Origin of the sequence: Amycolatopsis aidingensis, assembly GCF_018885265.1 — a bacterium.
Classification (GTDB): Bacteria; Actinomycetota; Actinomycetes; order Mycobacteriales; family Pseudonocardiaceae; genus Amycolatopsis; species Amycolatopsis aidingensis.
On sequence record NZ_CP076538.1, the window covers coordinates 2603422 to 2629935 of the forward strand.

21 protein-coding genes and 1 tRNA gene are annotated in these 26514 nt (G+C 67.1%); 15 read left to right on the top strand and 7 right to left on the bottom strand.

Annotation, left to right across the window (positions count from 1 at the left end; genetic code table 11):
- The first annotated feature begins 44 nt into the window (after window positions 1-44).
- From xylA to KOI47_RS12265, 6 genes are all read left to right on the top strand, one after another.
- On the top strand, window positions 45-1217 hold the full coding sequence (xylA, locus tag KOI47_RS12240) for a xylose isomerase (RefSeq protein ID WP_216216095.1): 1173 nt from the start codon (window positions 45-47) through the stop codon (window positions 1215-1217).
- A 450-nt stretch (window positions 1218-1667) separates the two neighbouring features.
- The gene (locus KOI47_RS12245) at window positions 1668-4037 is read left to right on the top strand and encodes a glycoside hydrolase domain-containing protein (protein ID WP_216216096.1); all 2370 of its coding nucleotides are present in this window, start codon (window positions 1668-1670) and stop codon (window positions 4035-4037) included.
- 7 nt (window positions 4038-4044) lie between these two features.
- The gene (locus KOI47_RS12250; RefSeq protein ID WP_216216097.1) at window positions 4045-4506 is read left to right on the top strand and encodes a hypothetical protein; all 462 of its coding nucleotides are present in this window, start codon (window positions 4045-4047) and stop codon (window positions 4504-4506) included.
- Complete coding sequence (locus KOI47_RS12255; protein WP_232376701.1) at window positions 4503-5150, top strand: hypothetical protein; 648 nt, start codon at window positions 4503-4505, stop codon at window positions 5148-5150. Before KOI47_RS12250 ends, KOI47_RS12255 begins: the two co-directional genes overlap by 4 nt.
- Window positions 5151-5502: 352 nt before the next feature.
- A complete protein-coding gene (locus tag KOI47_RS12260; RefSeq protein WP_216216098.1) occupies window positions 5503-7053 on the top strand; it encodes a GMC family oxidoreductase in 1551 nt (516 codons plus the stop codon).
- Between the two features lie 40 nt (window positions 7054-7093).
- Window positions 7094-8113 (top strand): methyltransferase, encoded by a 1020-nt coding sequence (locus tag KOI47_RS12265; protein WP_216216099.1) that lies wholly within the window; start codon window positions 7094-7096, stop codon window positions 8111-8113.
- A 155-nt stretch (window positions 8114-8268) separates the two neighbouring features.
- Here KOI47_RS12265 and KOI47_RS12270 read toward each other — a convergent pair whose 3' ends face one another.
- Window positions 8269-9438 (bottom strand): acyl-CoA dehydrogenase family protein, encoded by a 1170-nt coding sequence (locus KOI47_RS12270; protein ID WP_216216100.1) that lies wholly within the window; start codon window positions 9436-9438, stop codon window positions 8269-8271.
- Between the two features lie 337 nt (window positions 9439-9775).
- On the opposite strand from KOI47_RS12270, the gene KOI47_RS12275 reads away from it, so the two are divergent.
- The 4 genes from KOI47_RS12275 to KOI47_RS12290 all read left to right on the top strand — a co-directional run bounded on the left by KOI47_RS12275 (window position 9776) and on the right by KOI47_RS12290 (window position 14767).
- Window positions 9776-10660 carry an NAD-dependent epimerase/dehydratase family protein gene (locus KOI47_RS12275; RefSeq protein WP_216216101.1) on the top strand — a complete coding sequence of 295 codons (885 nt, stop codon included), beginning with the start codon at window positions 9776-9778 and terminating at the stop codon, window positions 10658-10660.
- Between the two features lie 397 nt (window positions 10661-11057).
- The gene (locus KOI47_RS12280) at window positions 11058-12242 is read left to right on the top strand and encodes an acyl-CoA dehydrogenase family protein (protein WP_216216102.1); all 1185 of its coding nucleotides are present in this window, start codon (window positions 11058-11060) and stop codon (window positions 12240-12242) included.
- An 11-nt stretch (window positions 12243-12253) separates the two neighbouring features.
- Window positions 12254-13423, top strand: a complete 1170-nt coding sequence (locus KOI47_RS12285; protein WP_216216100.1) for an acyl-CoA dehydrogenase family protein — start codon at window positions 12254-12256, stop codon at window positions 13421-13423.
- Between the two features lie 174 nt (window positions 13424-13597).
- Window positions 13598-14767: an epoxide hydrolase family protein gene (locus tag KOI47_RS12290; protein WP_216216103.1), complete on the top strand. Its 1170-nt coding sequence runs from the start codon at window positions 13598-13600 to the stop codon at window positions 14765-14767.
- A gap of 124 nt (window positions 14768-14891) precedes the next feature.
- On the opposite strand, the gene KOI47_RS12295 is transcribed toward KOI47_RS12290, so the two are convergent.
- Together KOI47_RS12295 and KOI47_RS12300 are read right to left on the bottom strand one after the other, a co-directional pair.
- Window positions 14892-16124, bottom strand: coding sequence for an MFS transporter (locus KOI47_RS12295; protein WP_216216104.1), 1233 nt, complete (start codon window positions 16122-16124; stop codon window positions 14892-14894).
- Between the two features lie 134 nt (window positions 16125-16258).
- The gene (locus KOI47_RS12300) at window positions 16259-17020 is read right to left on the bottom strand and encodes a DUF899 domain-containing protein (protein WP_216216105.1); all 762 of its coding nucleotides are present in this window, start codon (window positions 17018-17020) and stop codon (window positions 16259-16261) included.
- A gap of 61 nt (window positions 17021-17081) precedes the next feature.
- Between KOI47_RS12300 and KOI47_RS12305 the strand changes: the two genes are divergently transcribed.
- From KOI47_RS12305 to KOI47_RS12320, 4 genes are all read left to right on the top strand, one after another.
- Window positions 17082-17234: a hypothetical protein gene (locus KOI47_RS12305; protein ID WP_216216106.1), complete on the top strand. Its 153-nt coding sequence runs from the start codon at window positions 17082-17084 to the stop codon at window positions 17232-17234.
- Between the two features lie 189 nt (window positions 17235-17423).
- The gene (locus KOI47_RS12310; RefSeq protein WP_216216107.1) at window positions 17424-18797 is read left to right on the top strand and encodes an aminotransferase family protein; all 1374 of its coding nucleotides are present in this window, start codon (window positions 17424-17426) and stop codon (window positions 18795-18797) included.
- A gap of 136 nt (window positions 18798-18933) precedes the next feature.
- A complete protein-coding gene (locus KOI47_RS12315) occupies window positions 18934-20484 on the top strand; it encodes a GMC family oxidoreductase (RefSeq protein WP_216216108.1) in 1551 nt (516 codons plus the stop codon).
- Window positions 20485-20708: 224 nt separating this feature from the next.
- The gene (locus KOI47_RS12320) at window positions 20709-21206 is read left to right on the top strand and encodes a winged helix-turn-helix transcriptional regulator (protein ID WP_216216109.1); all 498 of its coding nucleotides are present in this window, start codon (window positions 20709-20711) and stop codon (window positions 21204-21206) included.
- Window positions 21207-21404: 198 nt separating this feature from the next.
- On the opposite strand, the gene KOI47_RS12325 is transcribed toward KOI47_RS12320, so the two are convergent.
- The 4 genes from KOI47_RS12325 to KOI47_RS12340 form a co-directional block, all read right to left on the bottom strand.
- On the bottom strand, window positions 21405-22634 hold the full coding sequence (locus KOI47_RS12325) for an IS4 family transposase (RefSeq protein WP_216205352.1): 1230 nt from the start codon (window positions 22632-22634) through the stop codon (window positions 21405-21407).
- A gap of 320 nt (window positions 22635-22954) precedes the next feature.
- Window positions 22955-23028, bottom strand: a tRNA-Arg gene (locus tag KOI47_RS12330).
- 372 nt (window positions 23029-23400) lie between these two features.
- Window positions 23401-23814, bottom strand: coding sequence for a peptidase inhibitor family I36 protein (locus tag KOI47_RS12335; protein WP_216216110.1), 414 nt, complete (start codon window positions 23812-23814; stop codon window positions 23401-23403).
- Between the two features lie 188 nt (window positions 23815-24002).
- Window positions 24003-25082, bottom strand: coding sequence for a LacI family DNA-binding transcriptional regulator (locus tag KOI47_RS12340; RefSeq protein WP_232376702.1), 1080 nt, complete (start codon window positions 25080-25082; stop codon window positions 24003-24005).
- A gap of 94 nt (window positions 25083-25176) precedes the next feature.
- Between KOI47_RS12340 and KOI47_RS12345 the strand changes: the two genes are divergently transcribed.
- On the top strand, window positions 25177-26388 hold the full coding sequence (locus tag KOI47_RS12345; RefSeq protein WP_216216111.1) for an MFS transporter: 1212 nt from the start codon (window positions 25177-25179) through the stop codon (window positions 26386-26388).
- Window positions 26389-26514 lie beyond the last annotated feature (126 nt).

Sequence of the window (26514 nt, forward strand, 5' to 3'; positions counted from 1 at the left end):
TTCAATCACTGAACAAATTCGCGAATCGGTGTCCGGGAGGGACGATGACTGCGCAGCCCACTCGTCAGGACAAGTTCAGCTTCGGCTTGTGGACCGTGGGCTGGCGGGCGAGCGATCCGTTCGGCGAGCCGACCAGGGATCCGCTCGACGCGGTGGAGGCGGTGCACCGGCTGGCCGAGCTGGGTGCCTGGGGTGTGACCTTCCACGATGACGACCTGATCCCGTTCGGCAGCGCGGACACCGAGCGGGACCGCAGGATCGCGCGGTTCCGCTCGGCGCTGGAGGAGACCGGGCTGGTGGTGCCGATGGTGACCACCAACCTTTTCGGTCATCCCGTCTTCAAGGACGGTGGGCTGACCAGCAACGATCGCTCGGTGCGCCGGTTCGCGCTGCGCAAGGTGATGCGCAATATGGATCTCGCCGCCGAGCTGGGTGCGCGCACCTATGTGCTGTGGGGCGGCAGGGAAGGCTCCGAGACGGATGCGGCGAAGGACGTGCCCGCGGCGCTCGACCGCTACGCGGAGGGCATCGACACCCTCGCCCAGTACGTCCTCGACCAGGGCTATGACCTGCGCCTGGCGCTGGAGCCGAAGCCGAACGAGCCGCGCGGCGACATCCTGCTGCCCACGATCGGGCACGCGCTGGCCTTCATCGCGCGGCTGGAGCACGGCGAGCTGGTCGGGGTGAACCCCGAGGTCGGCCATGAGCAGATGGCCGGCCTGAACTTCGTGCACGGCGTCGGGCAGGCCCTGTGGGCTGGCAAGCTGTTCCACCTCGACCTCAACGGCCAGCGCGGGCCGCGTTACGACCAGGACATGATCTTCGGGCACGGCGACCTGCTTTCCGCGTTCTTCCTGGTGGACCTGCTGGAGAGCGGTGGTTACGAGGGGCCGCGGCATTTCGACTACAAGCCGCTGCGCACCGAGGGGATCGACGGGGTGTGGCAGTCGGCGGCCGCGAACATGCGCAGCTACCTGCTGCTGCGGGAGCGCGCCGCGGCCTTCCGCGCCGATCCCGAGGTGCGGCAGGCCAGGCGGGACTCCGGCCTGGACGAGCTGAGCCTGCCCACCCTCGCGGACGGCGAGAGCGTCGCCGACCTGCGCGCCGACCGCACCGCCTACGAGGAGTTCGACCCCGAGGCCGCCGCGCGGCGCGGTTACGGTTTCGTCACCCTTTCCCAGCTCGCGCTGGAGCATCTGCTCGGCGCGCGTGGCTGAGAGCGTGTTCCCGAACTGGACTTTCGCTGCTCAGGGCGAGTGGAAGAACTCGCGCGGCGGAGCCCGCGGGCGATGAGGCCGGGCGCATGACCTGCGAAGATGACGATAATTCCGGAGTCCGAGCCCGGCCGAGTCGACCGCGTCCGCGAGTTTGGGAACAGGCGCTGAGGCGTCCCGGTGCGCGGTCCGCGCGGGCCCGCCGGGGATGGTCCGTGTGGAGGTACCAGGGATCAGCGTGCCGTGGTTATGATTTCACCCCGGTCGCGCGGGAGCGGCCGGCTACTGGGGTGATCTGGGGGTCGTCAGGTAACTGCCCGCCAGGGCTCCGTCGACGTGCGCCGTCGACACAGTTGACACAACCGTATACGGCTCGGCGCGCGGGCAGCGCCGTCATTCGGGCTGTCCTGGTTTCCGCGCGGCCGCACTGAGCAGAGAGGTCTGCGAGCCTGCATGGACGAAAAGGTTCTCGAAGCCCAGGAGTGGGTGAACGCCACCTACGGCGGTGTGGCCGGGTACCAGTCGTGCCCCGAGGACGGCCGTACCGGCTGGAACACCATGTGGTCACTCACCATGGGGCTCCAGCACGAACTGGGCATCTCACCGGTGGTGGCGAACTTCGGCCCCGGCACCCTTGCCGGGGTGCAGGCACTGGGTGACATCGGCTTCGGCTGGGACCAGAACTCGAACATCGTGCGGATCATTCAGCACGCCCTGTTCTGCAAGGGTTACTGGGGTGCCAACGGTTACGGCGGGTACGGGGCCGTGACGACCGAGGCGGTCAAGGAGATGCGGCGCAACATGGGACTGCCGGACGGCGGGTCCGGCACCTCCGGCGGCCAGGTCACCCCGAAGATCTTCAAGGCGCTGCTGACGATGGACGCCTACATCCTCCTCGGCGGCGGCCGGGAGGAGGTCCTGGAGATCCAGCGGTGGCTGAACGGCCGGTACTGGACGAAACCGAACTACTTCATCGGCCCCTGTGACGGCCATTTCTCGCGGGATGTGCAGCAGGCACTGATGAAGGCGCTGCAGTACGAGATGGGCGTTCCCGGCCCGAACGGGAACTTCGGCCCCGGTACGAAGGCCGCGCTCCGGCAGCATCCGCAGTACGTGGGGTCCTCCGGGCCGGTCACCCAGCTGTTCCACGCCGCATGCATCTTCAACGAGCCCGTGCCGGACACCTCCGGGGTGGGGTTCCGGGACGAGTACACCTCCGCCACCGCGGACTTCATCCGGGCATTCCAGACATTCTCCGCCCTTCCCGCCAACGGCAACGGTGATTTCGCGACCTGGGCGCAGCTGCTGGTCTCTACCGGTGACCCCGACCGGCCTGCCGACGCGTGTGACACCCGGTTCACCATTACCGCTTCCCGCGCGCAGGCGTTGTATCAGGCCGGATATCGCGCGGTCGGCCGTTACCTGGACGAGCACCCCAGCGGCACCCTGGACAAGGAGATCAAACCCGGGGAGCTGCAGGCCATCTTCGACGCCGGCCTGCGGTGTTTCCCGATCTGGCAGTACAACGCCCGCCAGCTGGAGGACTTCACCTACTCCACCGGCTACCAGCACGGGCTGAAGGCGCATGCGCGCGGCGAGCACTACGGGTTCAACCGGGGCACGGTGATCTACTTCGCGGTCGACTACGACGCCACGGACCCGGAGATCTCCTCCAACATCGTGCCGTATTTCCACGGCGTGCGGGGTGCCCTCAACAGTCAGGGAAGCAAGTACATCCCCGGCGTCTACGGATCGCGGAACGTCTGCGCCAGGGCGAGTGCCGAGGCATATGTCGCCCACTCGTTCGTCTCCGGTATGTCCTGGGGTTTCTCCGGGAACCTCGGCTTTCCGCTGCCGTTGAACTGGTCGTTCAACCAGATCAAGGAGTTCGAGTTCCACAACGGCGATGACGTGTTCGATCTGGACCGGGTGGTGCACCGGCCGGGGGCGGACTTCGGGGTCAACTCGATCAATCGTGGCACCAGCCCCGTGGACGAGTTCCTGCTGTATCTGGAACAGGTCTACGACCTGGCGGTCGGCTACGACTCCTCCCGCGCCTCGAAGCTCACCCTGGAGTGGCTGCGCTATCCGAAGTACAACGACTTCGAGTGGCGCAACATCTTCGAAGGCGTGGACGATGGGTTCATCACCACCTGCCGGAACGCGGGGCTGGAGTACGCGCCGAACTACGATTACCAGGACCCTTCGTTCGGGGTGGCGGTCTCCGTGGACCACCTGTGCGCCACGGCGAACGCTTACCTGCTGAAGGGCTCCGGCGACCGAGCCGGGATCAGCCTCGGCGACCTCGGTGGCTGGTGCGGGGACCTGATCACCTTCTACGGTGAGTGGGTACGCGACGAGGACGAAAACAAGGACGGCTACAAGTACGCGATGGACCGGCTGGCGAAGCCGAACGTGGCGACGACGTTCATGCTGAACGACCTGATCGAGGATATGGACGGCCACCAGATCGGCATGGCGGTCCGGGGTGGCGCGAACGTGGTCACCGAGTTCCGCAACCTGCTGACCGGGGGCGGGCACCTTTCCCGGGTCAACCGGTTCTTCTCCAGCCGGTACGGCACGATGACGGACGCCAACAATGCCGCCGTGGCCTGCTTGACCGGCGCCCCGGCCAACCCCGTGGACGCCGCGAAGTACGCAGGGGCCCGCGAGCTGCTGGTCGAACGGCAGAGCGGGGAGTGGATCGACCCCATCTCGATCACCCCCTCCGACCTGCAGGCGTTCTGCAAGGGATACGCCGACACCCTGAACATCCTCCGCGGCCAGGAAGACCGGCGCCTGCGTGCGCTGAACGAGGACTGACCGGACCGTGGAACAGTTCGCGAGCGAAACCGCCACGCTGTTGTTGTTCACGAGCCCGTTGCTGATCTTTGCCAAGATCGTGCACGGGCTCGCCACCCGGCGGGTATCGCTCGCACCGCGCGGCTCGCGTGGAGTGAAGGCCGAACTGACCGGGTGGCTGCTGCTCGCCGCCCTCGACGCCCACACGCTCGCGTTGTGGTCGGCCTTCAGCTACGAGCCCGAGTCGCTGTGTGCGCGGTACCGGCCCGGATCCGCTTCCGGCGCGTACCTCACCGACGGACGCTTTTTCGAGTACCCGGTACAGCTGCGCTGCGTGTGGCCGGACGGCGGCAGCGTGAACGTCGTGCCCTGGCCGCTCAACGTGGCCACGGCGTTGTTCGCCGCCGCGGCCCTCGCCGTCGTCGCGCACGCCGCTGTCCGCGCCTATCGCCTCCGTACCAGACACACACTGGGAGACACGCAACGATGACATCGATCAACCGGCGCCGCTTCCTCACCCTGAGCGGCGCGACCCTCGGCGGCGCCGCCGTCTGGACCGCCGCGCCCGCGACCGCGCAGGCCGCCCCCGCGACCGCGGCCTGGCAGGGGAGGACCAGCATCAACGGCTGGCCCGTTCTGGACCGGGAGGAGGCACAGCGGTACCGGATCGAGGGAAGCACCCTGTCGGTGTGGCTTGCTCCCGCCGCGGCCCCGGTACTGCTCTACGTCGCCCGCCGGTTCCTCTACGAGATCGAGTCGCAGGTGCAGCCCGGCGAGATTTCCGGGCACACCACCGACCGGCGCCTCGGTGCCCGGTACGAGACGACCTATCTTTCGGGCAGCGGCATCGCGATCCGGCCCTTGCTGTACCCGCTCGGGGCGAAGGACGGGTTCTTCGAAGACCAGAAGATCGTGATCCGGGACATCCTCGCCGACTGCGAAGGGGTCGTGGCCTGGGGCGGTGAGCTGAACCCGGTCAAGGAGTCCCACTTCCACATCACCGCACCACCCGGCAGCGCGCGCTACCGGAGGCTGGTGGCCAAACTCCACGGCTGGGACACCGATCCTGGCAAGGGTGCGGGCACCATCGACGCCTTCACCCCCGAGCGCCTCAGCCGGGCCCGCCCGAACTGACGGAGCGATACCACCAGCGAAGCCCGATCACCCGGTGCGGCGCCTGCCGCACCGGGTGATGTGCGTTTCCGCCCTTTCCTTTCCGGGGCTTGCATGACGAAAGTCAGTAAACTAGCGTGAAGCAAGTTCGGGCTGCTTCCGGGGGTGACCGTCTATTCAGGACTCGAATCGGGACCGTGCCGCGGCCGCGGATGGCGTCCCGGAGACGGCAACGTCGAAGAAGAGCTGTCGCGGCGTGCTCGATACGCTGTGGCGGAATCACCGTCCGCGAGACGAGAACGCTGCCGATCCGGGTGGCGCGGCAGATGCACCGTGACATTCCGAAAGTCGACCTGAAGCGCGGAGGACCCTGATGAATGCCCTGAATACCTACGACGACATCATTGTCGGCGCGGGCAGCGCGGGGGCGCCGCTGGCCGCGCGGCTGAGCACCGACCCGGCCAGGCGAGTCCTGCTGATCGAGGCCGGTCCGGACTACCCGACACAGGCCGAGACGCCGAACGATCTGCTGGATGGCAACGAGATGTCGCTGGTCGACCACGACTGGCAGTTCACCGCTGGCCTGCTGCCGGAGCGGCCGACCAGGTACTTCCAGGGCAAGGTGGCAGGCGGTGCCTCCGCGGTCGGGAACACCATCGCGCTCCGCAGTATACCGGAGGATTTCGAGGAATGGGCCGCCGTGGGCAACCCGGAATGGGCCTGGTCGAAGGTACTGCCGCATTTTCGGGCGCTGGAGGACGATCTGGACTTCAACGGGGAGTTCCACGGCCAGGACGGTCCGATCCCGATCCGGCGCTGGCGGCAGGAGGAGCTGACCGTCGCGCAGCGGGCTTTCTACGACGGGTGCCTGGAAGCCGGCTACCCGGACGTCAAGGACCATAACCACCCGGCTTCGACCGGTGTTGGTCCCGCCCCGTCCAACCGCAAGGACAGCCGGATCCGGGTGTCGACCGCGTCGTCCTATCTCGCGGCGGCACGCGGCAGGGACAATCTCACGATCATGGCCGACACCATGGTGAACCGGGTCCTCCTGGACGGGGAGAAGGTGCGGGGCGTCGAGGTGGTGACCGGCTCGACGACCCAGGAACTGCGGGCGAACCGGGTGATCCTCGCGGCGGGCGCCGTGTGCTCGCCCGCGATCCTGCTGCGCTCTGGCATCGGCCCTGAGGACGAGCTGGGCCGGGTCGGGATCGACCAGCGACTGGACCTGCCCGGGGTCGGGGCCGGCCTGCACGACCAGGCACGTACCGGCGTGTTCATGGTTCCCAAGGCGGGTGCGGAGAACTTCGGCAAGTCGGTGGGGCAGATCGTGATGCGTACCGCGGCCGCCAGCACCGGCCGAGAGAACGACATGTACTACGCGATGGTCAACCATTTCGACCTTTCCGTGCAGTTCCCGCATCTGCGGGAGGCCGCACAGACGGGGCGGGTGTTCTGCGTGCTGGTGGTGGCCAGGGAGCCGAGCTCGCGCGGCCGGGTCACCCTGGCCTCGGCGGACCCGGCGGACGCGCCCCGGATCGACCTCAACTTCCTCTCGACGGAGCAGGATCATCGGTTGCTCGCCGACGGGCTGCGCGTCGGCTGGGAGCTGTCGCAGACACCGGCGATCCGCGAGCTGGCCGAGCGGGTCGTGCTCCTTGACGATTCGGTCATCGACTCCGAGGACGCGGTCCGCGACTACGTCCGGACAACGGTGGAGCCCGCGTACAACCCGGTCGGCACGGCACGGATGGGCCCGGCCGACGATCCGATGTCGGTGGTCGACCAGGGTTGCGCGGTACACGGGATGGACGGCCTGTACGTTGCGGACGCCTCGGTGATGCCCAGCATGGTGCGCGCGAACATCAACCTGACCACGATCATGATCGGTGAGCGGGTCGCCGAGCTGCTGCGCGCCGGTTGAGGCCGGGCGCACGGCCGTACCTCAGAGAGGCGGAAGCGCGATGGCGTCAGTGGAGAAGCAGCAGGAAGAGACAGCCGCCGATGCGGTGTCTCCCGCCCCGATCATCGAGCTGGCCAACGGATTCCGGGCGGCCAGGTTCCTGATGGCGGCCACCGAACTCGGTGTGTTCGAAGCCCTCGCCGGTGCTCCCGCGGACATCGAGGTCCTTGCCGCGCGCATCGGCCTCTCCCGCCGGGCGGCACGGATCTGCGCGGACGCGATGGTCGCCCTCGGGTTGCTCGAACGGGACGGCGAGGCCTACCGCAACAGCGCGCCCGCGGCCGCCTACCTGACCGGTGCGACCGACACGGACCTGCGTCCGTTCATCCGGTTCTCGGACCGGATCAGCTACCCCGCGTGGGGTGAGCTCGCGGAGGCGCTCCGACACGGGCCGAAGGCGCAGATCCTCGATTTCGATCCGGAGCGGCAGCGGATCTTCTCCGAGGGCGTCGAGGCGCTGAACGCCGCTCCGGCCGCCGCCCTGGCCGCGAACACCGACCTCGGCGGCCGGCGGCGGCTGCTCGACATCGGTGGTGGTACCGGCTCGTGGTCGCTCGCGGTCGTGCGGGAGCACCCGCAGATCACGGCGACGGTGTTCGAACTGCCGCAGGTGGCAGGCATCGCCCGGCAGCGGATCGCCGAGCAGGGCATGTCCGGCCGGATCGAGGTCGTGCCAGGGGACGTCCTGACCGGCGATCTGCCCACCGGCCATGACTGCTGCCTGCTGGCCAACGTCGTGCACTGTTTCTCGCCGGAGGACAACCGGCGCCTGCTGGCCAGGGTGCGAGGCGCGGTGAGCCAGGGCGCGCGGCTGCTGATACCCGACCACTGGACCGATCCGACGCACACCGAGCCGGTCACCGCCGCGCTGATGGCAGGCGAGTACGCGGTGAACATCGAGGACGGCGACGTGTACAGCGTGGCCGAGGCCCGGGAATGGCTTGCCGGTACCGGGTGGCGGTTCATCGCGCAGGAGCAGCTGGCTGGCGCGAAGTCGATGGTGGTCGCCGAGGCGGTCTGACCCGGTCCGCCTTCGCCCGAGCGCGAACGCGCCGGTCACATCGGGATGCGCCAGGACGGGTCTTTCCGCGGCGGATGGGGTACTTGACAGCTCTGATCCGGCCGTCGAAAGACCCGGCCCGGCCCCCGCCGCCGACAAGCATCAAGCGGAGTTGTTTAGAGGAATTGGGTGTTGGGTTCGAGGCCGCAGGTGACGCGGCCGTAGAGTTCGAGGTTGGTGTCGGGGTGGGCGTATGCGTGCATGCTGGAGGTTTGGATGTCGCGTGCGATGCGCTGGATGGGGACGGTGTTGAGTACGGAGGAGGCGCCGCTGGCGTTGTTGAGGATGTCGACGGCCTCCTTGGAGCGTTGGATGGTGAGTCCGAGGTCGAGGCGGGCGCTGACGCGGTCCTGGACCGACCATGGCTGGCCGGTTTTGGTGTCGACTCGCCCTGCCACCCGGTGGGCGTGGAAGTCCGCTTCCTCGATCCGGACCGCGGCGTCGGCGACCTGGAGGTGGGTGAGTGGCGCGTCGGCCTGGTGCTCGTAGTCGGTGTAGGTGATCGCGCGGGTGGGTAGCCGTTCCATGAATGCGGCGTATGCCGCGCGGGCCAGGCCGTAGGCCGTTGAGGTGGTCACGGCGCTCGCCCACGGCAGGAACGGGACCTGCCAGAGCCGGGACTGCGCGTTCAGCGTCGAGCGGTGCTTGCCGTCCTGCATGACCGGGATCATCGGCAGGATGCGCGAGTCCGGAACGAACACGTCCTTGGCGACGGTGGTGACGCTGCCGGATCCGCGCTGGCCCGCGGAGTGCCAGTCGTCGATGATCTCGAGGTCTGTCATGGGCAGCAGGATCACCACTGGCTGGGGCTGCTCTCCTTCGGCGGTGAGCACCGCGGCATGCGCGTTCCAGCTGCTCTGCAGGGCGCCGCTGTTGAAGCTCCACTTGCCCTGGAACACGGCACCGCCGGGTGCGGGCACCCCGACCCCGTTCGGGGCGAAGGTGCCACAGATCCGGACGTCGCCCGGCCCGAGGACCTCATCCTGGACCTCATCCGGGAACAGTCCGGCCAGCCAGGTACTGAGACTCCACACGGTGGCGACCCAGCTGGTCGCACCGTCACCCAGCGCGAGCTCGGACAGCACATCGACCAGCGTGGTCGTGTCGCACTCATAACCGCCGTACCGTGCCGGAAGGGTCAGCCGCAGCATGCCCGCCTCGGTCAGAGCCTCGATCGTGTCCTCGTGCAGGACACGGTTCTCCTCCTGCCAGATCGCGTTCTTGCTAAGCCTGGGAGCCAACTCCGCCGCCCGGCCGACCAGCTCTTTCCGCGAAGATGCGTTCATCGAACAAACTCCTAGATGAGATGGGTGTTGGGCTCCAGACCGCACAGCACGCGCCCATAGAGCTCGAGGTTCGTGTTCGGATGCAAAAGCCCATGCAGGCCGATTGTGGCATCGGCTCGTCCGGCGCCGAGTCTCCCGACGTGCCTTACCAATACCGGACCGCTGGCGTCGAACCTGCGCTCAATACGGCACACAGGAAGAATATTCAGTCGCGGGCCCGGACGTACCATTCGTGCTACGAAGGGCCACGATCCGCTCCGCGCGTTTCTCAGCGCCGATTCTCAGTAACGGGTGGAGTGGCAGGCCGCAGCGCCGAGAACGAAGAGAGAGTGCAGCCATGAAGGTGTTTATCACAGGGGCGAGCGGCTACGTCGGAGGCGTGGTGGCTGGACACCTGCTCGCGGCGGGGCACGAGGTTGCCGCGCTGGCCCGCTCGGACCAGGCGGCAGAGCGTGTCCAGGGTCTGGGCGCTCATGCGGTCCGCGGCGACCTTGCCGATCTCGGAGTGCTACGCGATGCGGCGGCCGGGGCGGACGCGGTCGTGCATGCGGCTATCGACTTCGCCGAGCCGGACATGCGCACGATCGAGGAGCCGGCGCTGGACACCATGCTCGGCGCGCTCGACGGTGGCCGCAGCTTCGTCTACGCGAGCACGGCCCTGGTCTATCCGGACACCGCAGGCGGGCCGCCGCGCGAGGACGGGGCCCTCGATCCGGCCTCTCCTCAGCTGTTCAAGCAACTCGGTGAGCAACAGGTTCTTGGGGCGCACGGCGTGACGGCGACGGTCCTGCGTGCCTCGCTGGTGTACGGCCACGCGGGCTCGGCCCTCCTCATGGCCATGATCGGTGCTGCCAAGGAACACCACGCTGCCCCCTACACCGGCGAGGGGACGAACCAGTGGTCGACTATCCACGTCGACGACCTCGCCCGGCTGTACGTGATGGCGATCGAAAAGCAGGTCGGTGGCGTTTTCAACGCCTCATCGCGTGTCCAGGTCGGGGTGCGGGAGCTGTCCGAGGCGATCGCACAGCTCGTCGACGTCAGCGGCGATCCGCTGACGCCGGAAGTCGCGACCCAGGCGTTCGGCCCGTTTCTGCCGATTCTCGGCCGCGAGATCACGCTCGATCCGAAGCGCGCCGAGGAGACCTTCGGCTGGAAGCCGCAGGAGGTCGGCCTGCTGGAGGACCTCACGGCCGGCTCCTACCGAGCTTTCGCGTCCTGACGCAGTACGTCCGGAACATCAACCCGAGCGACGCTCCACAGCTGAATCCCGGTTCCGGCCACTGACCGCTTGGCGGCAGTGGGCGGAACCTCGCTGTGGACTCGCCATGGCTTACCGGACCGGGTCCGTTGAGCGTCCGCCTCCGGGCCCGCGTACCGGCAGATCCAGCTCATCGGCGGGCCCAGCCACGCGTGCCCGGACCGCTGTCGCATCCCGCAGCTGGTGACAGACCAATCGCCTGCCATCGTCTGTCCACAATAGAACTATTTCCGGCCTGCCGATGCGGTCCAGCACGGCAATCAGGAATACGTGCGCGAGTGCGGCGCCGTGCCAGAGTTGGGCCAGAGCGGAAGAACATTACCTCTACCGTCCCGCCATCGTGTTGAGGAGCACAAAAATGACGACAACTGAGGCGCCGTCGGGGACCGAGCTCGTCGGCAGGGCCGGGGATCTAGTCGAGCTGGCCCGCAAGCACGCCACATGGCAAGACGAGAACCGACTGCTGCACGATGAGGTCCTAAGGGGGATCGTCGACGCCGGTCTGCATAAGATGCGGATTCCCGTGCGGTATGGCGGTTACGAGTCGAACACGGCCACCGTGGCCGACGTGATCGCCGAGCTGGCCCGTGGCGATGGTTCGGTCGGGTGGACCATGAACACATGGGCCATCGGTTGCTGGCTGGCGGGCCTGTTCCCGGACGAGACCCAGGACGAGATCTTCGCCGACCCGGAGGTCTGGATCGGCAACAGCGTCAGTCCGAACGGGGTTGCCACGCCGACTGACGGCGGTGCGATCCTCAATGGCAAGTGGCCGTTCAGCACGGGCATCCTGCATAGCCAGTGGTTTGTGCACTCGGCCGTGCAGGCCGTGGGTGAGGGCGACTACGTGCCGATCGTGGTCGCCGTGCCGGCGGCGGACCTGACGATTGTGGATGACTGGCATACTGCCGGGCTGCGGGGTACGGGCAGCGTGACGACCATCGCTCAGGACCTCTTCGTTCCCGCATCGCGTATTGTCCCGATGCTGCCGGTGATCATGGAGAACAAGCACCTTTCGGAGGCCAACGCGGACTCTGTGGTGTGGCAGGCCCCCTTCTCGCCGTCCGCGGCCGCGCTGGCCGGTGCGGTGCCGCTCGGTATGGCCAGGGCCGCTCGTGAGGTGTTCTTCGAGCGACTGCCCAATCGGAAGATCACGTACACCAACTACGAGCGCCAGTCCGAGGCGCCGCTGACCCACTTACAGGTGGCGGAGGCCGAGGCGAAGATCGACGAAGCCGCCTTCCACGTGCGCGGTGCGGCCGAGCGGGTGGATAGTAAGGCGGCTTCCGGCGCGGCATGGACCATGACGGAGCGGGCGTCGGCACGTATGAAGATGGGTGCGGCGACGTTGCGTGCCAGGGAAGCGGTGGACGTATTCAAGACCGCCAGTGGTGGCTCCTCCATTTACACCGAGGTGCCGATCCAGCGGATCGAGCGGGACGTCCAGACGGTGAGCCTGCATGGGCTTTTGCATCCGAACACGAACCTCGAGCTCTATGGGCGCGTGCTGTGCGGTCTGGAGCCCAACACCCATCTCATCTAGGAGTTTGTTCGATGAACGCATCTTCGCGGAAAGAGCTGGTCGGCCGGGCGGCGGAGTTGGCTCCCAGGCTTAGCAAGAACGCGATCTGGCAGGAGGAGAACCGTGTCCTGCACGAGGACACGATCGAGGCTCTGACCGAGGCGGGCATGCTGCGGCTGACCCTTCCGGCACGGTACGGCGGTTATGAGTGCGACACGACCACGCTGGTCGATGTGCTGTCCGAGCTCGCGCTGGGTGACGGTGCGACCAGCTGGGTCGCCACCGTGTGGAGTCTCAGTACCTGGCTGGCCGGACTGTTCCCGGATGAGGTCCAGGATGAGGTCCTCGGGCCGGGCGACGTCCGGATCTGTGGCACCTTCGCCCCGAACGGGGTCGGGGTGCCCGCACCCGGCGGTGCCGTGTTCCAGGGCAAGTGGAGCTTCAACAGCGGCGCCCTGCAGAGCAGCTGGAACGCGCATGCCGCGGTGCTCACCGCCGAAGGAGAGCAGCCCCAGCCAGTGGTGATCCTGCTGCCCATGACAGACCTCGAGATCATCGACGACTGGCACTCCGCGGGCCAGCGCGGATCCGGCAGCGTCACCACCGTCGCCAAGGACGTGTTCGTTCCGGACTCGCGCATCCTGCCGATGATCCCGGTCATGCAGGACGGCAAGCACCGCTCGACGCTGAACGCGCAGTCCCGGCTCTGGCAGGTCCCGTTCCTGCCGTGGGCGAGCGCCGTGACCACCTCAACGGCCTACGGCCTGGCCCGCGCGGCATACGCCGCATTCATGGAACGGCTACCCACCCGCGCGATCACCTACACCGACTACGAGCACCAGGCCGACGCGCCACTCACCCACCTCCAGGTCGCCGACGCCGCGGTCCGGATCGAGGAAGCGGACTTCCACGCCCACCGGGTGGCAGGGCGAGTCGACACCAAAACCGGCCAGCCATGGTCGGTCCAGGACCGCGTCAGCGCCCGCCTCGACCTCGGACTCACCATCCAACGCTCCAAGGAGGCCGTCGACATCCTCAACAACGCCAGCGGCGCCTCCTCCGTACTCAACACCGTCCCCATCCAGCGCATCGCACGCGACATCCAAACCTCCAGCATGCACGCATACGCCCACCCCGACACCAACCTCGAACTCTACGGCCGCGTCACCTGCGGCCTCGAACCCAACACCCAATTCCTCTAAACAACTCCGCCTAGGGCAGGAGCTCATCCGCGACCTCGGCGAGATGAGCTCCTGCCCTAGCTGTGTTGAAGCAGGCGCGTGGTTGCCGAGGTCTCTTGAACAGCCCCAGTCGTTGCCGGCCCGGTCCGGCTTTCTCCTCCCTCAGCTGAGGTCCCTCCGAAAGGCAGCATCCGGATGAAACCCTTCCGTATCGAAATCCCGCAGGCAAAGCTGGACGACCTGCACCGCAGACTGGAGAACACGCGGTGGCCCGACGAGGTGCCCGGAGCGGGCTGGGCTCGGGGTGTTCCGGTCGGCTATCTCAAGGAACTGGCGGAGTACTGGCGCGGCACCTTCGACTGGCGGGCCATGGAAGCCCGGCTGAACGAGTTGCCACAGTTCACCACCGAGATCGACGGTGCGAACATCCACTTCGTACACGTCACCTCGCCCGAGCCGGACGCTACGCCCTTGCTGATCACCCATGGCTGGCCCAGCTCGTTCGTCGAGTTCCTGGACGTGATCGGCCCGTTGACCGACCCGCGCGCACACGGCGGCGACCCTGCGGACGCCTTCCACCTGGTCATCCCGACCATCCCCGGCTTCGGGTTCTCCGGGTCCCCTGCCGCGGCCGGCTGGGACCACTACCGGGTCGCGCGGGCGTGGAAGGAGCTGATGTCCCGGCTCGGCTACCGACGGTACGTGGCGCAGGGCGGAGACTGGGGCATGATGGTGTCGGCGGAGCTGGGCCTTGCCGACCCCGAGCATGTGGCAGGCGTGCACGTGAACACGCTGCTGACGTTCCCGCCGCAGGACCCGGCTGAGCTGGCGGACCTGAGCGAGGTGGAGGCGCAGCGGCTGAACAAGCTGATGTACTTCGACCGGGAACTGTCGCCGTACTTCAACCTGCTGGCCACTCGCCCGCAGACCGTGGCCTACGGCCTCACCGACTCGCCAGCCGGGCAGCTCGCATGGATCGTGGAGAAGTACTGGGAGTGGGCGGGTTCCCAGTCCGCGCCCGAGGACTCCGTTGACCGCGATCTCATGCTCGCCAACGTCAGTATCTTCTGGCTGACCGCCACAGCGAGCTCGTCGGCCCAGCTCTACTACGAGTCGGTGGACCGTACCAGCCAGAACATCGCCGCCCGGCTGGGTGGTCCGTGGAACCTGACCATGCCGGCTGGAGTCGCGGTGTTCCCACACGATGTCGTCCTCCCGCTCCGGCGGCTCGCCAACGGGGTACTGCCGACTATCACGCACTGGTCGGAGTTCGAGCACGGCGGGCATTGGCCCGCGCTCGAGGTGCCGGATCTGTACGTGCAGGATGTTCGAGCGTTCACGCGGTCCCTGAAGCAGGACGACTGAGATCCCCGGGAACCTGCTGTCAGCACGGTTAGACACCGACGCGGGGGCGGGACACGCTGTATGCGTGTCCCGCCCCCGCGTCGGTGTCGTGCGGACGTATTCGGCACCATCGCCCCAGTACGGGTCAGGTGGCCTTGGCGGTCTCCTCGGGCACCGTGGCGGCCGGTTCCGTTTCCTCGGGGACCACCGGTGGTTTGAGGCGGCTGGTGGCCACGGCGATCACGACGCCGGCCAGCGCGATGAACATGCCGACGAGCATCGGGGCCGAGGTGCTGCTGCTGAGCGCCACACCACCGGCGACCGGACCCAGAGCGACGCCCACGTTGACAGCGGAGGCCGGCAGCGAGTGCGCCAGCTCGCCGCCAGGGCCGGCCAGGTTCACCACGCGGAGCTGGAGCGAGGGCACCATGATGAACGCGAACAGGCCCCAGACCAACATCGTCACCGCCACCAGGATCGGGTTCGTGCCGACGAAGTAGAGCACCAGCAGGGCCGCCGCCGACCCGGCGGTTCCGACGATCAGGGTGCCTGCGGCGTTCTTGTCGGCAAACCGCCCGCCTGAGAAGGAACCCACCGCGTTGGCCAGGCCGTAGGCGAACAGGAACACGCTGATCATCACACCGGCGATGCCGGTGACTTCCTGCAAGAACGGCACGATGTAGGTCAGTGCGGTGTACAGCGAGGTGAACACCACGAGGTTGAGGCCCAGTACGGCGAGTACCCGTGGGGCGAAGGCGTACTTTGCCTGGCCGGCGGCGCCACCGCCGCCGGTGCTGGGCACGAAGGGAACCAGCACCAGTGTGGCGACCAGCACCATCAGGCTGATCACGACGATCGCGATGAACGAGCCGCGCCAGCCGAGCGTCTGGCCGACCGCCGTGCCCAGCGGCACGCCCAGTGCGGCCGAGACCGCGACACCCGAGATGATCACCGAGATCGCCCTGCCCGCGCGCTCGGACGGGACGATCGATGTGCCCACGCCGAAGGCGACCGCGACGAACAGCCCTTGCGCCGCACCGTCGATACCGCGCGCCACGACGAACAGGGCGTAGTCGGTGAACAGTACGGGGGCGAGATTGGCCAGTGCGAACACGATAAGTGCGCCGGCCAGGACGGCACGTCTGGCCAGTTTGATCGTCAGCGCGGTCAGGAGCGGGCCGCCGATCGCCATACCCAGTGCGTAGGACGTCACCAGTGTGCCGGTTGTGGGGATCGAGACCTCGAGATCATCGGCGAGCAAATCGAGCATGCCGACGACGAGCAGTTCCGCGCAGCCGAGAACAAAAACTCCGAAGAACAGCGTGGTCAGGATAAGATTCGTCCTGACCCGACTCAGCGTCACTTGCGGGGTACTCATATGCACCTTCCTTGACGGGGGTTGCGCGGGTGTAGTGTTAGATGACGTTTTCTCAACCAGCTGTGCTCCTGCGCCCGCTTCCAGTGAGCGTGCTTCCCGTCAGGACGTAGCAGAGCGTATGTTTGTCGGACACGTTACGAGCCGCCGATGACGCTGGGTTCATACTCGTCGTGACGGTGTAGCCAGCTCATGGCGGGGTCATCGCCGCGACCCGGTGGCTGTTCCCAGTCCTCCTGGCGGCCCCTGGCGGTGAGATCAAGGTAGTTATAGGTGCCGTTCAGCAGGTCGATGCCGCGCCCGTAAGTGGAATAGGTGTGGAAGATGCGATCGCCACGGCGAAGGAACGCGCTCACGCCCTGCTCCTCGCCGGTGTACCCCTCCCAGTCCGGGTTCTCTCGCACCAGCTCGGTGTAATCCTTGTAGTTCCATTCGACCGGCGTGATCGATGCGTCGAAGCTGACGTGGAAGTCGTAGTTGAAGTCGCTGCCGAACGATGAGTACCACGGGACTTCCCAGCCCATTCGCTGCTTGAAGCGCTCGAGCGTGTCCAACGGAGCGCGCGAGACGGCGGCCAATGAGGTGTCCCTGGCGTGCAGGTGGCTGAGGTGGCCCACGTTGTCGATCCAGAATGAGCAGGCCGGGCAGCCTTCTTCCTGATCGGGGCCGAGCATGAAGTGGTAGATCAGCAACTGGCTCCGACCGTCGAACAAGTCCAGCAGTCCGGCCTTGCCTTCCGGACCGTCCAAGGAGTACTCCTTGGTGATTTCGACCATCGGCAGCCGACGGCGGGCGGCATTGACCTGGTCACGATGCCTGGTCAGTTCCTTCTCCCGGTCGAGAAGCTCGCGCCGAGCGACGAGCCACTGGTCCCGTGTCACTACCTCCGGGTCGGACATAGCGCCTCCTCCATAGTGCTTGCGATGTGCAATCACCTACTGTAGTGGGAGTGGTGGTATCTTGCAACTGGTCGGAGATGACCCGGTTGAGCGAGCCGGAATCGGGCTGTCCGGTCAGCGCCGGTGGAGCCTGATCGTGTTGCGCGACATCACGTTTATCAGCCGCTGCCAGCTCGGAGCGCTGCTGCGCGGATCCGAGGAAGCCGTCGCGTAGCACATCCTCGTCGGCAGACTACGCGGTCTTCTCCCCTCCGGGTCATTCATCCGGCGGCAGCGAACAGATCGAAGATCAGCCCGTCGATGTTGGAGCACGCTGGAAGATGAAGGCGTGCGCCCCCGTCGGCGAAGCTGTCATCAATAGATACTACTGCCGCGGGAGATCTGATCACGAATGGATGGACAAATGGCAGCCTCCGCTGAACTGCCTATCCAGGTGCCTGCGAGGGAACTCGAAGACCTGGACAGGAAATATCTGGTCCACCCACATCAGCGGGCTGACCGCAATGAACGTCACATCATTGTCCGGGGGAAGGGAAGCACCGTCTGGGACGCACAGGGGAACGAGTATCTGGACGCGATGGGGTCGGCCAACTGGATGGCTCAGGTGGGGCATGCTCGTCCGGAGCTTGCCGAGGCGGCCACCGCACAGATGATGGAGCTGCAGTACTTCACCGGCTTCGACGTCTACACCAATGACTCGTCGATCCGGCTGGCCGAGCGGCTGGCCGGGCTCGCGCCCACGGGCATCGACCGGGTGTTCTTCACCAACGGTGGGTCGGAGGGGAACGACACAGCTATCAAGGCCGCACGGCTGTTCCACTTCCGTCGTGGCGAACCGGATCGCACCTGGGTGATCTCTCGGCGGCTGGCCTATCACGGCTGTACCTATGGTAGCGGGGCCGCGAGTGGCTTCGACCTGGTGCAGCACGGCTTCGGCCCCCATATGCCGGATGTCGAGAAGGTGACGCCGCCGCTTCCGTACCACTCCGAGTTCTACGACGGCCAGGACCCCACTGACTTCCTGGTGAACGAGCTTGAACAGACGATCGAACGTATTGGTGCCAGCAACATCGCCGCGATGATCGGTGAGCCGGTCATGGGCGGTGCCGGGGTGGTTCCCCCGCCGGCCGACTACTGGCCCCGGGTTCGCGAGGTGCTGAGCGCTCACGGCATTCTGCTCATCGCCGACGAGGTGGTCACCTCCTACGGCCGGACCGGGTCCTGGTTCGAGTCGGACCGTCGCGGTATGAACGCCGACATCATCGTGACCTCGAAGGGATTGACCAGCGGGTACATGCCGTTGGGTGCCGTGCTCATGCGGAACGAGATTGCTGATGCGATCACCGCGGAGGAAGGCTTCTTCACCGGCCACACCTACTTCGGTCACTCGGTCGCCTGCGCCGTCGCGATGGCCAACCTCGACGTGCTCGAGCGGGAGGGACTGCTGGAGCGGGCAAAGCAGATCGGTGAATGGTTCCGCTCGGACCTGGCGCCGGCACTCGACCTCCCAACGGTGGGTGAGGTTCGGATCGCGGGAGCGACGGCCGGCATCGAACTGGTGGCCGACCGGCAGACCAGGGAGCCGCTCCTCTTCGGCGCATCGGCCGTTTCGGCGGAACTCCGGCAGGCGCATCACGTGATCGTGCGTGACTACAACGCGACCGTCGTGCTGGCGCCGCCACTGGTTATCGAGCGGTCCCAGGTACGGCAGATCGCGGACGCGATCGTCGAGGTGGTCTCACGGCTAGGCGGAGACGGGACCCTGAGTCCTCGCTGACCGGCACACAGAGGGTGGCGGGTGAAGTCACCGCCGCCCTCTTTGCTGCTCGGGGCACAGTCCTGTTTAGCGCAATTGAGAGAATGTCGGATTCGTCGGTCCGTCCTACCGTATGAGTATCACGAAAGGGAATAAGATGTATGACTATGTGATCATCGGTGCCGGTTCCGCGGGCTGTGTTCTCGCTGCGCGTCTCAGTGAGGATCCCGCGGTTACGGTCTGTCTCATCGAGGCGGGACCGAGCGACGACGCGGACGTCATCCATGTTCCCTCGGCTTTTGGTCAGATGTTCCGAACGCGACTCGACTGGGATTACGACTCGCAGGAGGAGTCGGCCTTGGATGGTCGTCGCGTATATCTACCGCGAGGCCGGATGCTTGGCGGGACAAGCTCTATGAACGGAATGGTTTACATTCGAGGTAACCGGGCGGACTACGATGAATGGAACCAGCCGGGGTGGAGCTACCAGGAGATGCTCCCGTACTTCAAGCGCTCCGAGGACAACGAACGCGGCGAGTCGGAGTACCATGGAGTGGGCGGGCCCCTCGCGGTTTCCGAAGGTCGCTCCAATAATGAGATGAACTCTGCCTTTGTCGAAGCCGCGGTAGCGGCGGGTTACCCAGAGAATGCAGATTTCAATGGGGTCGAGCAGAGCGGATTCGGCTTCTTTCAGGTTACCCAGAGAAATGGACGTAGGGAGAGCGCGGCCAGCGCTTTTCTCCATCCAGTGCTCGATCGCCCGAATCTGACTGTCAAGACGCATTTCCAGGTTCATCGGGTCACGTTCGAATCGAGTCGAGCCACCGGGATCGTCGGCACTCATCTGGATGAGGAGATCGCGATCAGGGCGGAACGCGAGGTCATCGTGTCCGCCGGTGTCTACAACTCGCCGCAGTTGCTCATGCTCTCCGGGATCGGTCCCGCGGGGACGCTGGGTCCACTGGGGATACCTGTCCTGGTCGACCATCCGCAGGTAGGGAGCAATCTTCAGGATCACCCGCAGGCTCTGCTCGTCTACCCCCACGACCACCCGATCAGTCTGCTGGTATCCAGTGATCCGAAGTACCGGCGCCAGTTCGATGAGGACGGCAGCGGCCCGCTGACCTCGAACGTCGTGGAGTCCGGAGGCTTTGCCAGCGTACATTCGGGAGGCACGGCGCCCGATGTCCAGTTGCATGCTGGGGCGGTTATGTTCCGGGAGGGAGGGCTCGCGGCGCCGACATCACATGCGATCTCCTACGGTGCCTGCGTGCTCCGCCCGCAAAGCCGCGGTAGCGTGACGATCGCCTCCGCCGATCCCACCGCGAAACCAGTGATCTCCCACAACTTCTATGCGGAGAAATCGGATCTGGACGTCGCTGTGGAAGGGCTCCGCCTCGGTTTGGAGCTGGCGCGCCAGAAGCCGCTCAAGCCGTTCACGGAAACTCCGCTCGCGCCACCCGCGAGCGACCGTACGGCCGACCTCAAATCCTACATTCGGCGGAATACTCAGACCGCCTATCACCCTGCGGGCACCTGTGCGATGGGCACGGTCCTCGACGCTGAGCTTCGCGTCCGAGGAGTCGACGCACTCCGCGTGGTCGACGCGTCGGTCATGCCCGGCCTAGTGCGGGGAAACACGAACGCCCCCGTCATCGCGATTGCGGAGAAGGCCGCGGACATGATCCGCGGTCTCGCCCCAGCGTAGCGTCCTCCTGGTCGTTCGACGTGATCCATCGAGCCGGAAACGAGCGGGCCGGGAAGCCTTCGCGTTAACCCGGCCGGTGAGCGGCGGCTGGTGTCGGGTGACGAGTGGCCGCTCACGTGTCATCACCTCCGGGTCGGGCGTATCGCACCCCCTGATGATTGCTTCGTGCAACCACTCGTTCCACGCCAGGAGTGGTGGTATTATGCAACTGGTTAGGGGTGATTATGTTGGACGAACCGAGGTCGGGCTGCCCGGTCAACGCCGCGGTCGAGGTGCTGGGCGACCGGTGGAGCCTCATCGTGTTGCGCGACATCATGTTCACCAACCGCCGCCACTTCCGGACGCTGCTGCGCGAGTCCGAGGAAGCCATCGCGTCGAACATCCTTGCCAGCAGGCTACGTGATCTTCTCGCCGCTGGCCTGCTCACCCGTGACGACCCGGGGCCCGGTCGCCGTGTTACGTACAGCCTTACCGAACCAGCCATCGAGCTGGTGCCGGTGATGGCGGAGCTCGCCTGGTGGGGTGTGCGGCACCGCCCCACATACCCCCCAATGCGCGCCAAGGCCGAACTGCTGTACGACGGCGGCCCCCGGATGTGGCAGCAGTTCATGGAGGAGTTGCGTGAGCAGCACCTCGGTATTCCGTTGCCCACGGCCAGGCCGTCCACGGTCAGTGAGCAACTCGACGCCGCGGGGGCCAGAGCGCTCGCAGCGATCAGCTAGACCCAATACCGCTTATTTAGGTGATTTCATGGGGTTCGGTGGGGTTTGGTGGCGGCGACGATGGTGATCTCAGGGTCGGCCGGTGGTGGCGGGTTCCGGTGGTGGATGTGTTTGAGGCGCCAGTTGGACATTTTGCGTTTGATCACGCGGGGATTCGATCGTCGGCGGCGCGGTGGGATGAGGTAGCGCAGGATCTCGTCACGGGCCGCTTGTAGTGATCGTTTCAGATGTGTCGGGGGAAAAACCCGCCTGGTCGGTGACCTGGCGGCGGGCGATGCGCAGTGTGCGGAGGAAGGAGAGCCGGTCAGGGTCGATCTCGGCGGCGTGGGCGGTGTCGTGCATCAGTGACCGCAGGGCGTGGTGGGTGAGCAGGAACCCGTAGATCTCTTGCTCGACCCCGCCTGGGTGTTGGGAGCGCAGAACGAAGTTCGAGCCGCCTTGGTGGGTTTTGACCTCATCCAGGGCGGTCTCGATCTCCCAGCGTTGGGCATACAGCGCGGCCAGTTCCGCTGCCGGAGCGGACTGGGGGTCCAGGATGGTGGTCGCCAGCCGATAGACGGTCTCGTCGGTGCCGAGGGTGTATTCCACGACCCGGACCGTGATCGGATCAGCACGCCGATATTGGTCGCGGGCGGCGACGATCTCCGACAGATACGAACCGTCATCGAACTGCTCGACCACGGGCAGGACCGCGTTGGCACGCACACGCCACAGCAGGTCGGCTCCGGTGCCGGCGGCGGCTCGCCACAGGTCGAAGCCCAGAAACGCCCGGTCGGCCACCAGCAACATCCCGGAGGCCAGCTCGCCGAACAACTCCCGGACCAGGGCGGTCTCGTGGGTGGCCAGCGGCCCGGCCGTGGCGGCAAAGATGGCATGCGTGCCGCACTCGGCCAACACCGCCACCCGCGCCTGAGGATAGGCACTTTGTCCTTCGCCGCGGGAGTTACCGGGACGACCAAAGTGATCCACATTGGACGGCGTGTCGGGCAGGTCGAACGTGGTGCCATCCACGGCGACCAGCCGCCAGCCGCGATACCACGCCCCGACCGTGCTCGCGGTCGCCACCGGAGCGGCCACCCGGGCGAACAACGCCTTCAACGGCTCCGGCCCCAGCCGGGCCCGTGCTTGCGACAACGCCCCCGTCGTGGGCACCTGCCACTGGCCCCGCCACCGCCGCGCCCACGCCAGCCCCTGCGTCAACAGCCGGGTGACCTCCTCATAGCCCTCCCGGCTAAACAGGCACATCGCCAGCACGAAATACACCACCACCCGGGCAGGCAACAATCGTTTCCGCTGCTCACCCCGCCCCGTCACAGCCAGCACCTCGTCAACCAACTCCGGAGGAAACGCCTTCGTCAGCACCCCGATCGCGATCCGATCCGGCAGCCGCTCATCCGACGACGACCTGCTCTGTCCTGGCCTGGGCACCCCACCACCCTACAACCCAAACCAACCAAACTAAGCGGTATTGCAGCTAGACCGTGTTAAGAAGAACGCGTGCCCACGCATCACCCTGGGTGCCCTTCTCAAGCAGCTCCTGGTTCCAGGCACCGGCACACCGTCCGGACGCCGACCAGGCGCCCAGGATGACGCCGTGAGGAATCTCGGCACACTATCGCAGGGCCTAGCTCGCGATGGTGACATACCCCCGCTGTAGGCGAACGGCCACGAGCTGCAGCGTTGAGATCGACGTGAAGACGGGGACGAGGCGTCCAATGCCTCGTCCCCGCCCACTTCCAGCTGTTGCGTGCCCCCGGCAGGACTCGAACCTGCGACCTAGAGATTAGAAGGCTCTTGCTCTATCCAGCTGAGCTACGAGGGCCGGTGTGCCGACGGCTGAAGGCCAGATGTGCCACGCCAGCTTAGTCGCCACTACCCACTCGATCGTCTGACACCTGTGAAGCGTTTCAGGCTGGTACCCAGCTCCGGCGGCAGCGCATGCCGCGGCGGGAGGCGAGGAACGCGGCATACGACCCTCAGTGGCCGCCGGAGCTGGGGAGACCCGCGGGCGCGACCGCCGTGTCATGCGGCGCGCCCGCGGCGGGCTGTGCTCGGGGTCACAGCCCGGATCGGATTCGCGGCAGCCCGTTGCGGGTTCCCCAGGATGTGGGCTGGGGCGAATCCGGCTGGGGGAGTGGCAGCGACCGGCCAGGGTGCCACTCGAAACGGTGAGCCGGAGGCTCGGGATTCACGCTCAGTTCCAGATCTGGATGGCGCGGCCCAGATACTGAGCCCGCGGAACGAACGTGCCGCCACCAGGATACGTGCTGAAGTCGCCCTCGGTGGAACAATGGCGGTCCTGGTATACGGTGACGTGCCGATCGATTCGGTTGACGAAGGACCGGGCGACAATATTGTCGGGGAGCGGGACGCATTCCTCCGGATTGGTGTTTCGCAGGTCGAACTTGGTCGGTGCGCCGTCGTAGAACTCCTCCGGCCAGACACAGAACTCGCCTTGTTCGCAGGTCGGGTCCTCGGCAGGCGCCCGCTCTTGGCGCTGCTCGCCGGTCGCGTTGGCGACGCCACTGCCGGCGAGCAGCCCGACGGCGGCGAGGACGAGGATGCGCGGTAGATACGAACGCAAGCGCGGAAGATGGTGATGTGCCATGTGACTGTTACCCCAAATCGAAATCGGCGTGTGCTGCGTGGTGGAACCTGATGCTCTTACTGTGCCGAGAATTCGTAGGATTGTCAGCCCGCAGATCTACTTCTGTGGATAAGTAGGTTTGAGTCGCTCGATCGGGTGGGAGATATCCACATTTTGGCGAATCCCGTTGTGGCGGGCGGTTTCGGCTGCTAGATGGGGGCTGGGCCGGTGGAGCCGCGGACCACCAGCTCGACCCCGAGGGTCACCGGTTCCGGTACCGGTCCACCCGCCAGCAGGGCGAGCCCGAGCTCGCCGGCCAGGCTGCCCTTGCGCACCAGGTCCTGCCGCACCGTGGTCAACGGGGGATCGGACCACCGCGCAGGCGGCGCGTCGTCGAACCCGGCCACCGACAGGTCCTCGGGCACGCGCAACCCTCGCTCCCGCCCGGCGGCGATCGCGGCCAGCGCCAGCTCGTCCGACATGCACAGCAGGGCCGTCGGCCGGGGCGCGCTGTCGAGCAGCCCGCGCGCGCCGAACATGGCTTGCTCCCTGGACAACCCCGAGGTCTCCCAGATCGGCACGGACTCCGGGTCGATGTCGGCGGCGACCAGTGCCTCCCGGTACCCGGCAAGCCGCTCCCGGTTGTCCCGGAACCGGCCGTGTGCCGCCTCCGCCATGGTCAACGGACCCTCCCGTGGCTGGGACAGGCACTGCGCGGACAGCACACCGAACCGCCGGTGCCCTTGGTCGAGCAGGTGCCGCGCCGCGGCGGCCGCGCCGCCACGGTCGTCGATACCCACCCTGGCTCCCCAGGGCAGCACCGGGTGGTCGATCACGACCAGCGGCATCCCGCGCTCATGCACGGCATCCAGGGCCGGTGCGTCATCGGCCAGCGAGTAGGCGACCGCCAGGTCGGCCTGGGCCGCCAGCACCCGCTCGACCCGCGGCCCGCCGTTCTCCCCGCCCGGCAGCAGTAGTAAGGCATGCCCTTCCGGATCGACCCGCGAGGACAGCGCGTCCAGAGTGATCGACAGCGCGGGGTCGGAGAACGCCGCGGACAACCCGGTGTCCAGCATGAACGCGATCGCGCCTGCTCGTTGCCTGGCCAGACTTCTCGCGGTGGGGTTCGGGCCGGCATATCCGAGCGTCCGCGCCGTATGCAGGATCCGCTCTCGCAACTGGGCGGAGAGCTGGTCCGGCCGGTTGTAGGCGTTCGACACCGTAGCCCGGGAAACGCCGACCGCACGTGCGAGGTCGTCCAAGGTCGGCTGCCGCCGCGATCCGGTCACCCCGGGCAGTCTAGGCCCGGGTCGAATCCACTGGATTTTCTGAAGCGCTTCAGTCACGCTGGTGCTCGGTTCGGACGAGCAGTGAGGGGATCAGGTGGGTTCTCGTTCATGGCGTTCCCGGCGTTCGTGGCCTTCCCGTCGGGGCGCGGTCATCGTGGTGTTCGCGCTGAACGGTGCCGCGTTCGGCTCGTGGGCACCGCGCGTGCCCGCGCTCACCGAACAGGTCGGTGCCGCGCCTGGCTCACTCGGGCTCGCCCTGCTGGGCGCGAGTGCCGGCATGCTCATCGCGGCCGCGGTGACCGGCAGGCTGGTGGAAACGTTCGGCCCCAGGGTCGTGATCGCCGTGTCCACGCTGGCCGCCTCCGCCGCCTTGCCGGCGATCGGCGTCGCGGGGTCGGTACCGGCGCTGGCGACCGCGCTGTTCGGGCTCGGCGTGTCGGTCGGCGCACTCGATGTCGCGATGAACGTGGCCGGGGTCGTGGTCGAAAGGGAGACCGGCCGCAAGTCCATGCCGATCTTCCACGCCGGGTTCAGCTTCGGCGCACTGGCCGGTTCGGCGGGCGCTGCGCTGGCGGCGGCGCACGCGTGGTCGCCCGCCCGGCAGCTCGTCCTCGCCGCGCTGGCGACAGCTCTGGTGCTGGCGCTGGTCGGGGGCGCCCTGCCCGGTGCGGCACCGCGTACGACCAGCACGAGCAGGAACCGGCCGACCGGCCTCGCGCCGGTCCGCAGGGTCGCCATGTGGCTGCTGGCGGCCATCGCCCTGTGCTCGGCGGTCGCCGAAGGGGCCAGCTCGGACTGGTCGGCCCTGCTCCTGGTCACCGTGCAGCAGGTCGGCGAGGGTGCGGCGGCGCTGGCCTACTCGGCCTTCTCCCTGGCCATGGCCCTGACCCGGCTGGCTGGCGGCATGGCGCAGGCGAGATTCGGCCCCGTGCGGGTGCTCGCGGGCGGGGCGTTGTGCGCGGGCGCCGGTCTGTGTGCCGCCGCTGTGGTGCCGGTGGCCGCGGTCGCGTACCTCGGGTTCGCGCTGGCCGGCGCTGGCCTGGCCGCTTCGTTCCCGATCGCGCTGAGCCTGGCGGGAGCGGCCGGGCAGCGGGCCGACGGCAGCGGTGGGGAACGGGAGATCGCGTTCGTCACCGCCATCGCCTACAGCGGTTTCCTCGCCGGGCCACCTGCCATCGGCGGGATCGCCGAGCTCACCTCGCTGTCCACCTCGTTCGTCATGGTCGGCCTGGTCGCCACGGCGATCGGGCCGGCCGCCGTCATCGCCGCGCGAGCCCTGTCCAGGGAACGCGCCCCGGTGTGCTGATCGAGGCGTCGGCCATACCAGCTGCGTCCGACATTCTCGGCCGCCCGCCCTGGTGGACGGCTCGGGCTGTCCACAACACCCCGGTTGTCCACAGCCCGGTGGTCCGAGTGCCCCGCCGGCCCGGGG

Bases quoted from the DNA above. Each gene is read 5' to 3' on its own strand.
- xylA (WP_216216095.1), top strand. From the start codon at position 45: ATGACTGCGCAGCCCACTCGTCAGGACAAGTTCAGCTTCGGCTTGTGG.
- KOI47_RS12245 (WP_216216096.1), top strand. From the start codon at position 1,668: ATGGACGAAAAGGTTCTCGAAGCCCAGGAGTGGGTGAACGCCACCTAC.
- KOI47_RS12255 (WP_232376701.1), top strand. From the start codon at position 4,503: ATGACATCGATCAACCGGCGCCGCTTCCTCACCCTGAGCGGCGCGACC.
- KOI47_RS12260 (WP_216216098.1), top strand. From the start codon at position 5,503: ATGAATGCCCTGAATACCTACGACGACATCATTGTCGGCGCGGGCAGC.
- KOI47_RS12265 (WP_216216099.1), top strand. From the start codon at position 7,094: ATGGCGTCAGTGGAGAAGCAGCAGGAAGAGACAGCCGCCGATGCGGTG.
- KOI47_RS12270 (WP_216216100.1), bottom strand. From the start codon at position 9,438: ATGAACGCATCTTCGCGGAAAGAGCTGGTCGGCCGGGCGGCGGAGTTG.
- KOI47_RS12275 (WP_216216101.1), top strand. From the start codon at position 9,776: ATGAAGGTGTTTATCACAGGGGCGAGCGGCTACGTCGGAGGCGTGGTG.
- KOI47_RS12280 (WP_216216102.1), top strand. From the start codon at position 11,058: ATGACGACAACTGAGGCGCCGTCGGGGACCGAGCTCGTCGGCAGGGCC.
- KOI47_RS12285 (WP_216216100.1), top strand. From the start codon at position 12,254: ATGAACGCATCTTCGCGGAAAGAGCTGGTCGGCCGGGCGGCGGAGTTG.
- KOI47_RS12290 (WP_216216103.1), top strand. From the start codon at position 13,598: ATGAAACCCTTCCGTATCGAAATCCCGCAGGCAAAGCTGGACGACCTG.
- KOI47_RS12295 (WP_216216104.1), bottom strand. From the start codon at position 16,124: ATGAGTACCCCGCAAGTGACGCTGAGTCGGGTCAGGACGAATCTTATC.
- KOI47_RS12300 (WP_216216105.1), bottom strand. From the start codon at position 17,020: ATGTCCGACCCGGAGGTAGTGACACGGGACCAGTGGCTCGTCGCTCGG.
- KOI47_RS12310 (WP_216216107.1), top strand. From the start codon at position 17,424: ATGGCAGCCTCCGCTGAACTGCCTATCCAGGTGCCTGCGAGGGAACTC.
- KOI47_RS12315 (WP_216216108.1), top strand. From the start codon at position 18,934: ATGTATGACTATGTGATCATCGGTGCCGGTTCCGCGGGCTGTGTTCTC.
- KOI47_RS12320 (WP_216216109.1), top strand. From the start codon at position 20,709: ATGTTGGACGAACCGAGGTCGGGCTGCCCGGTCAACGCCGCGGTCGAG.
- KOI47_RS12335 (WP_216216110.1), bottom strand. From the start codon at position 23,814: ATGGCACATCACCATCTTCCGCGCTTGCGTTCGTATCTACCGCGCATC.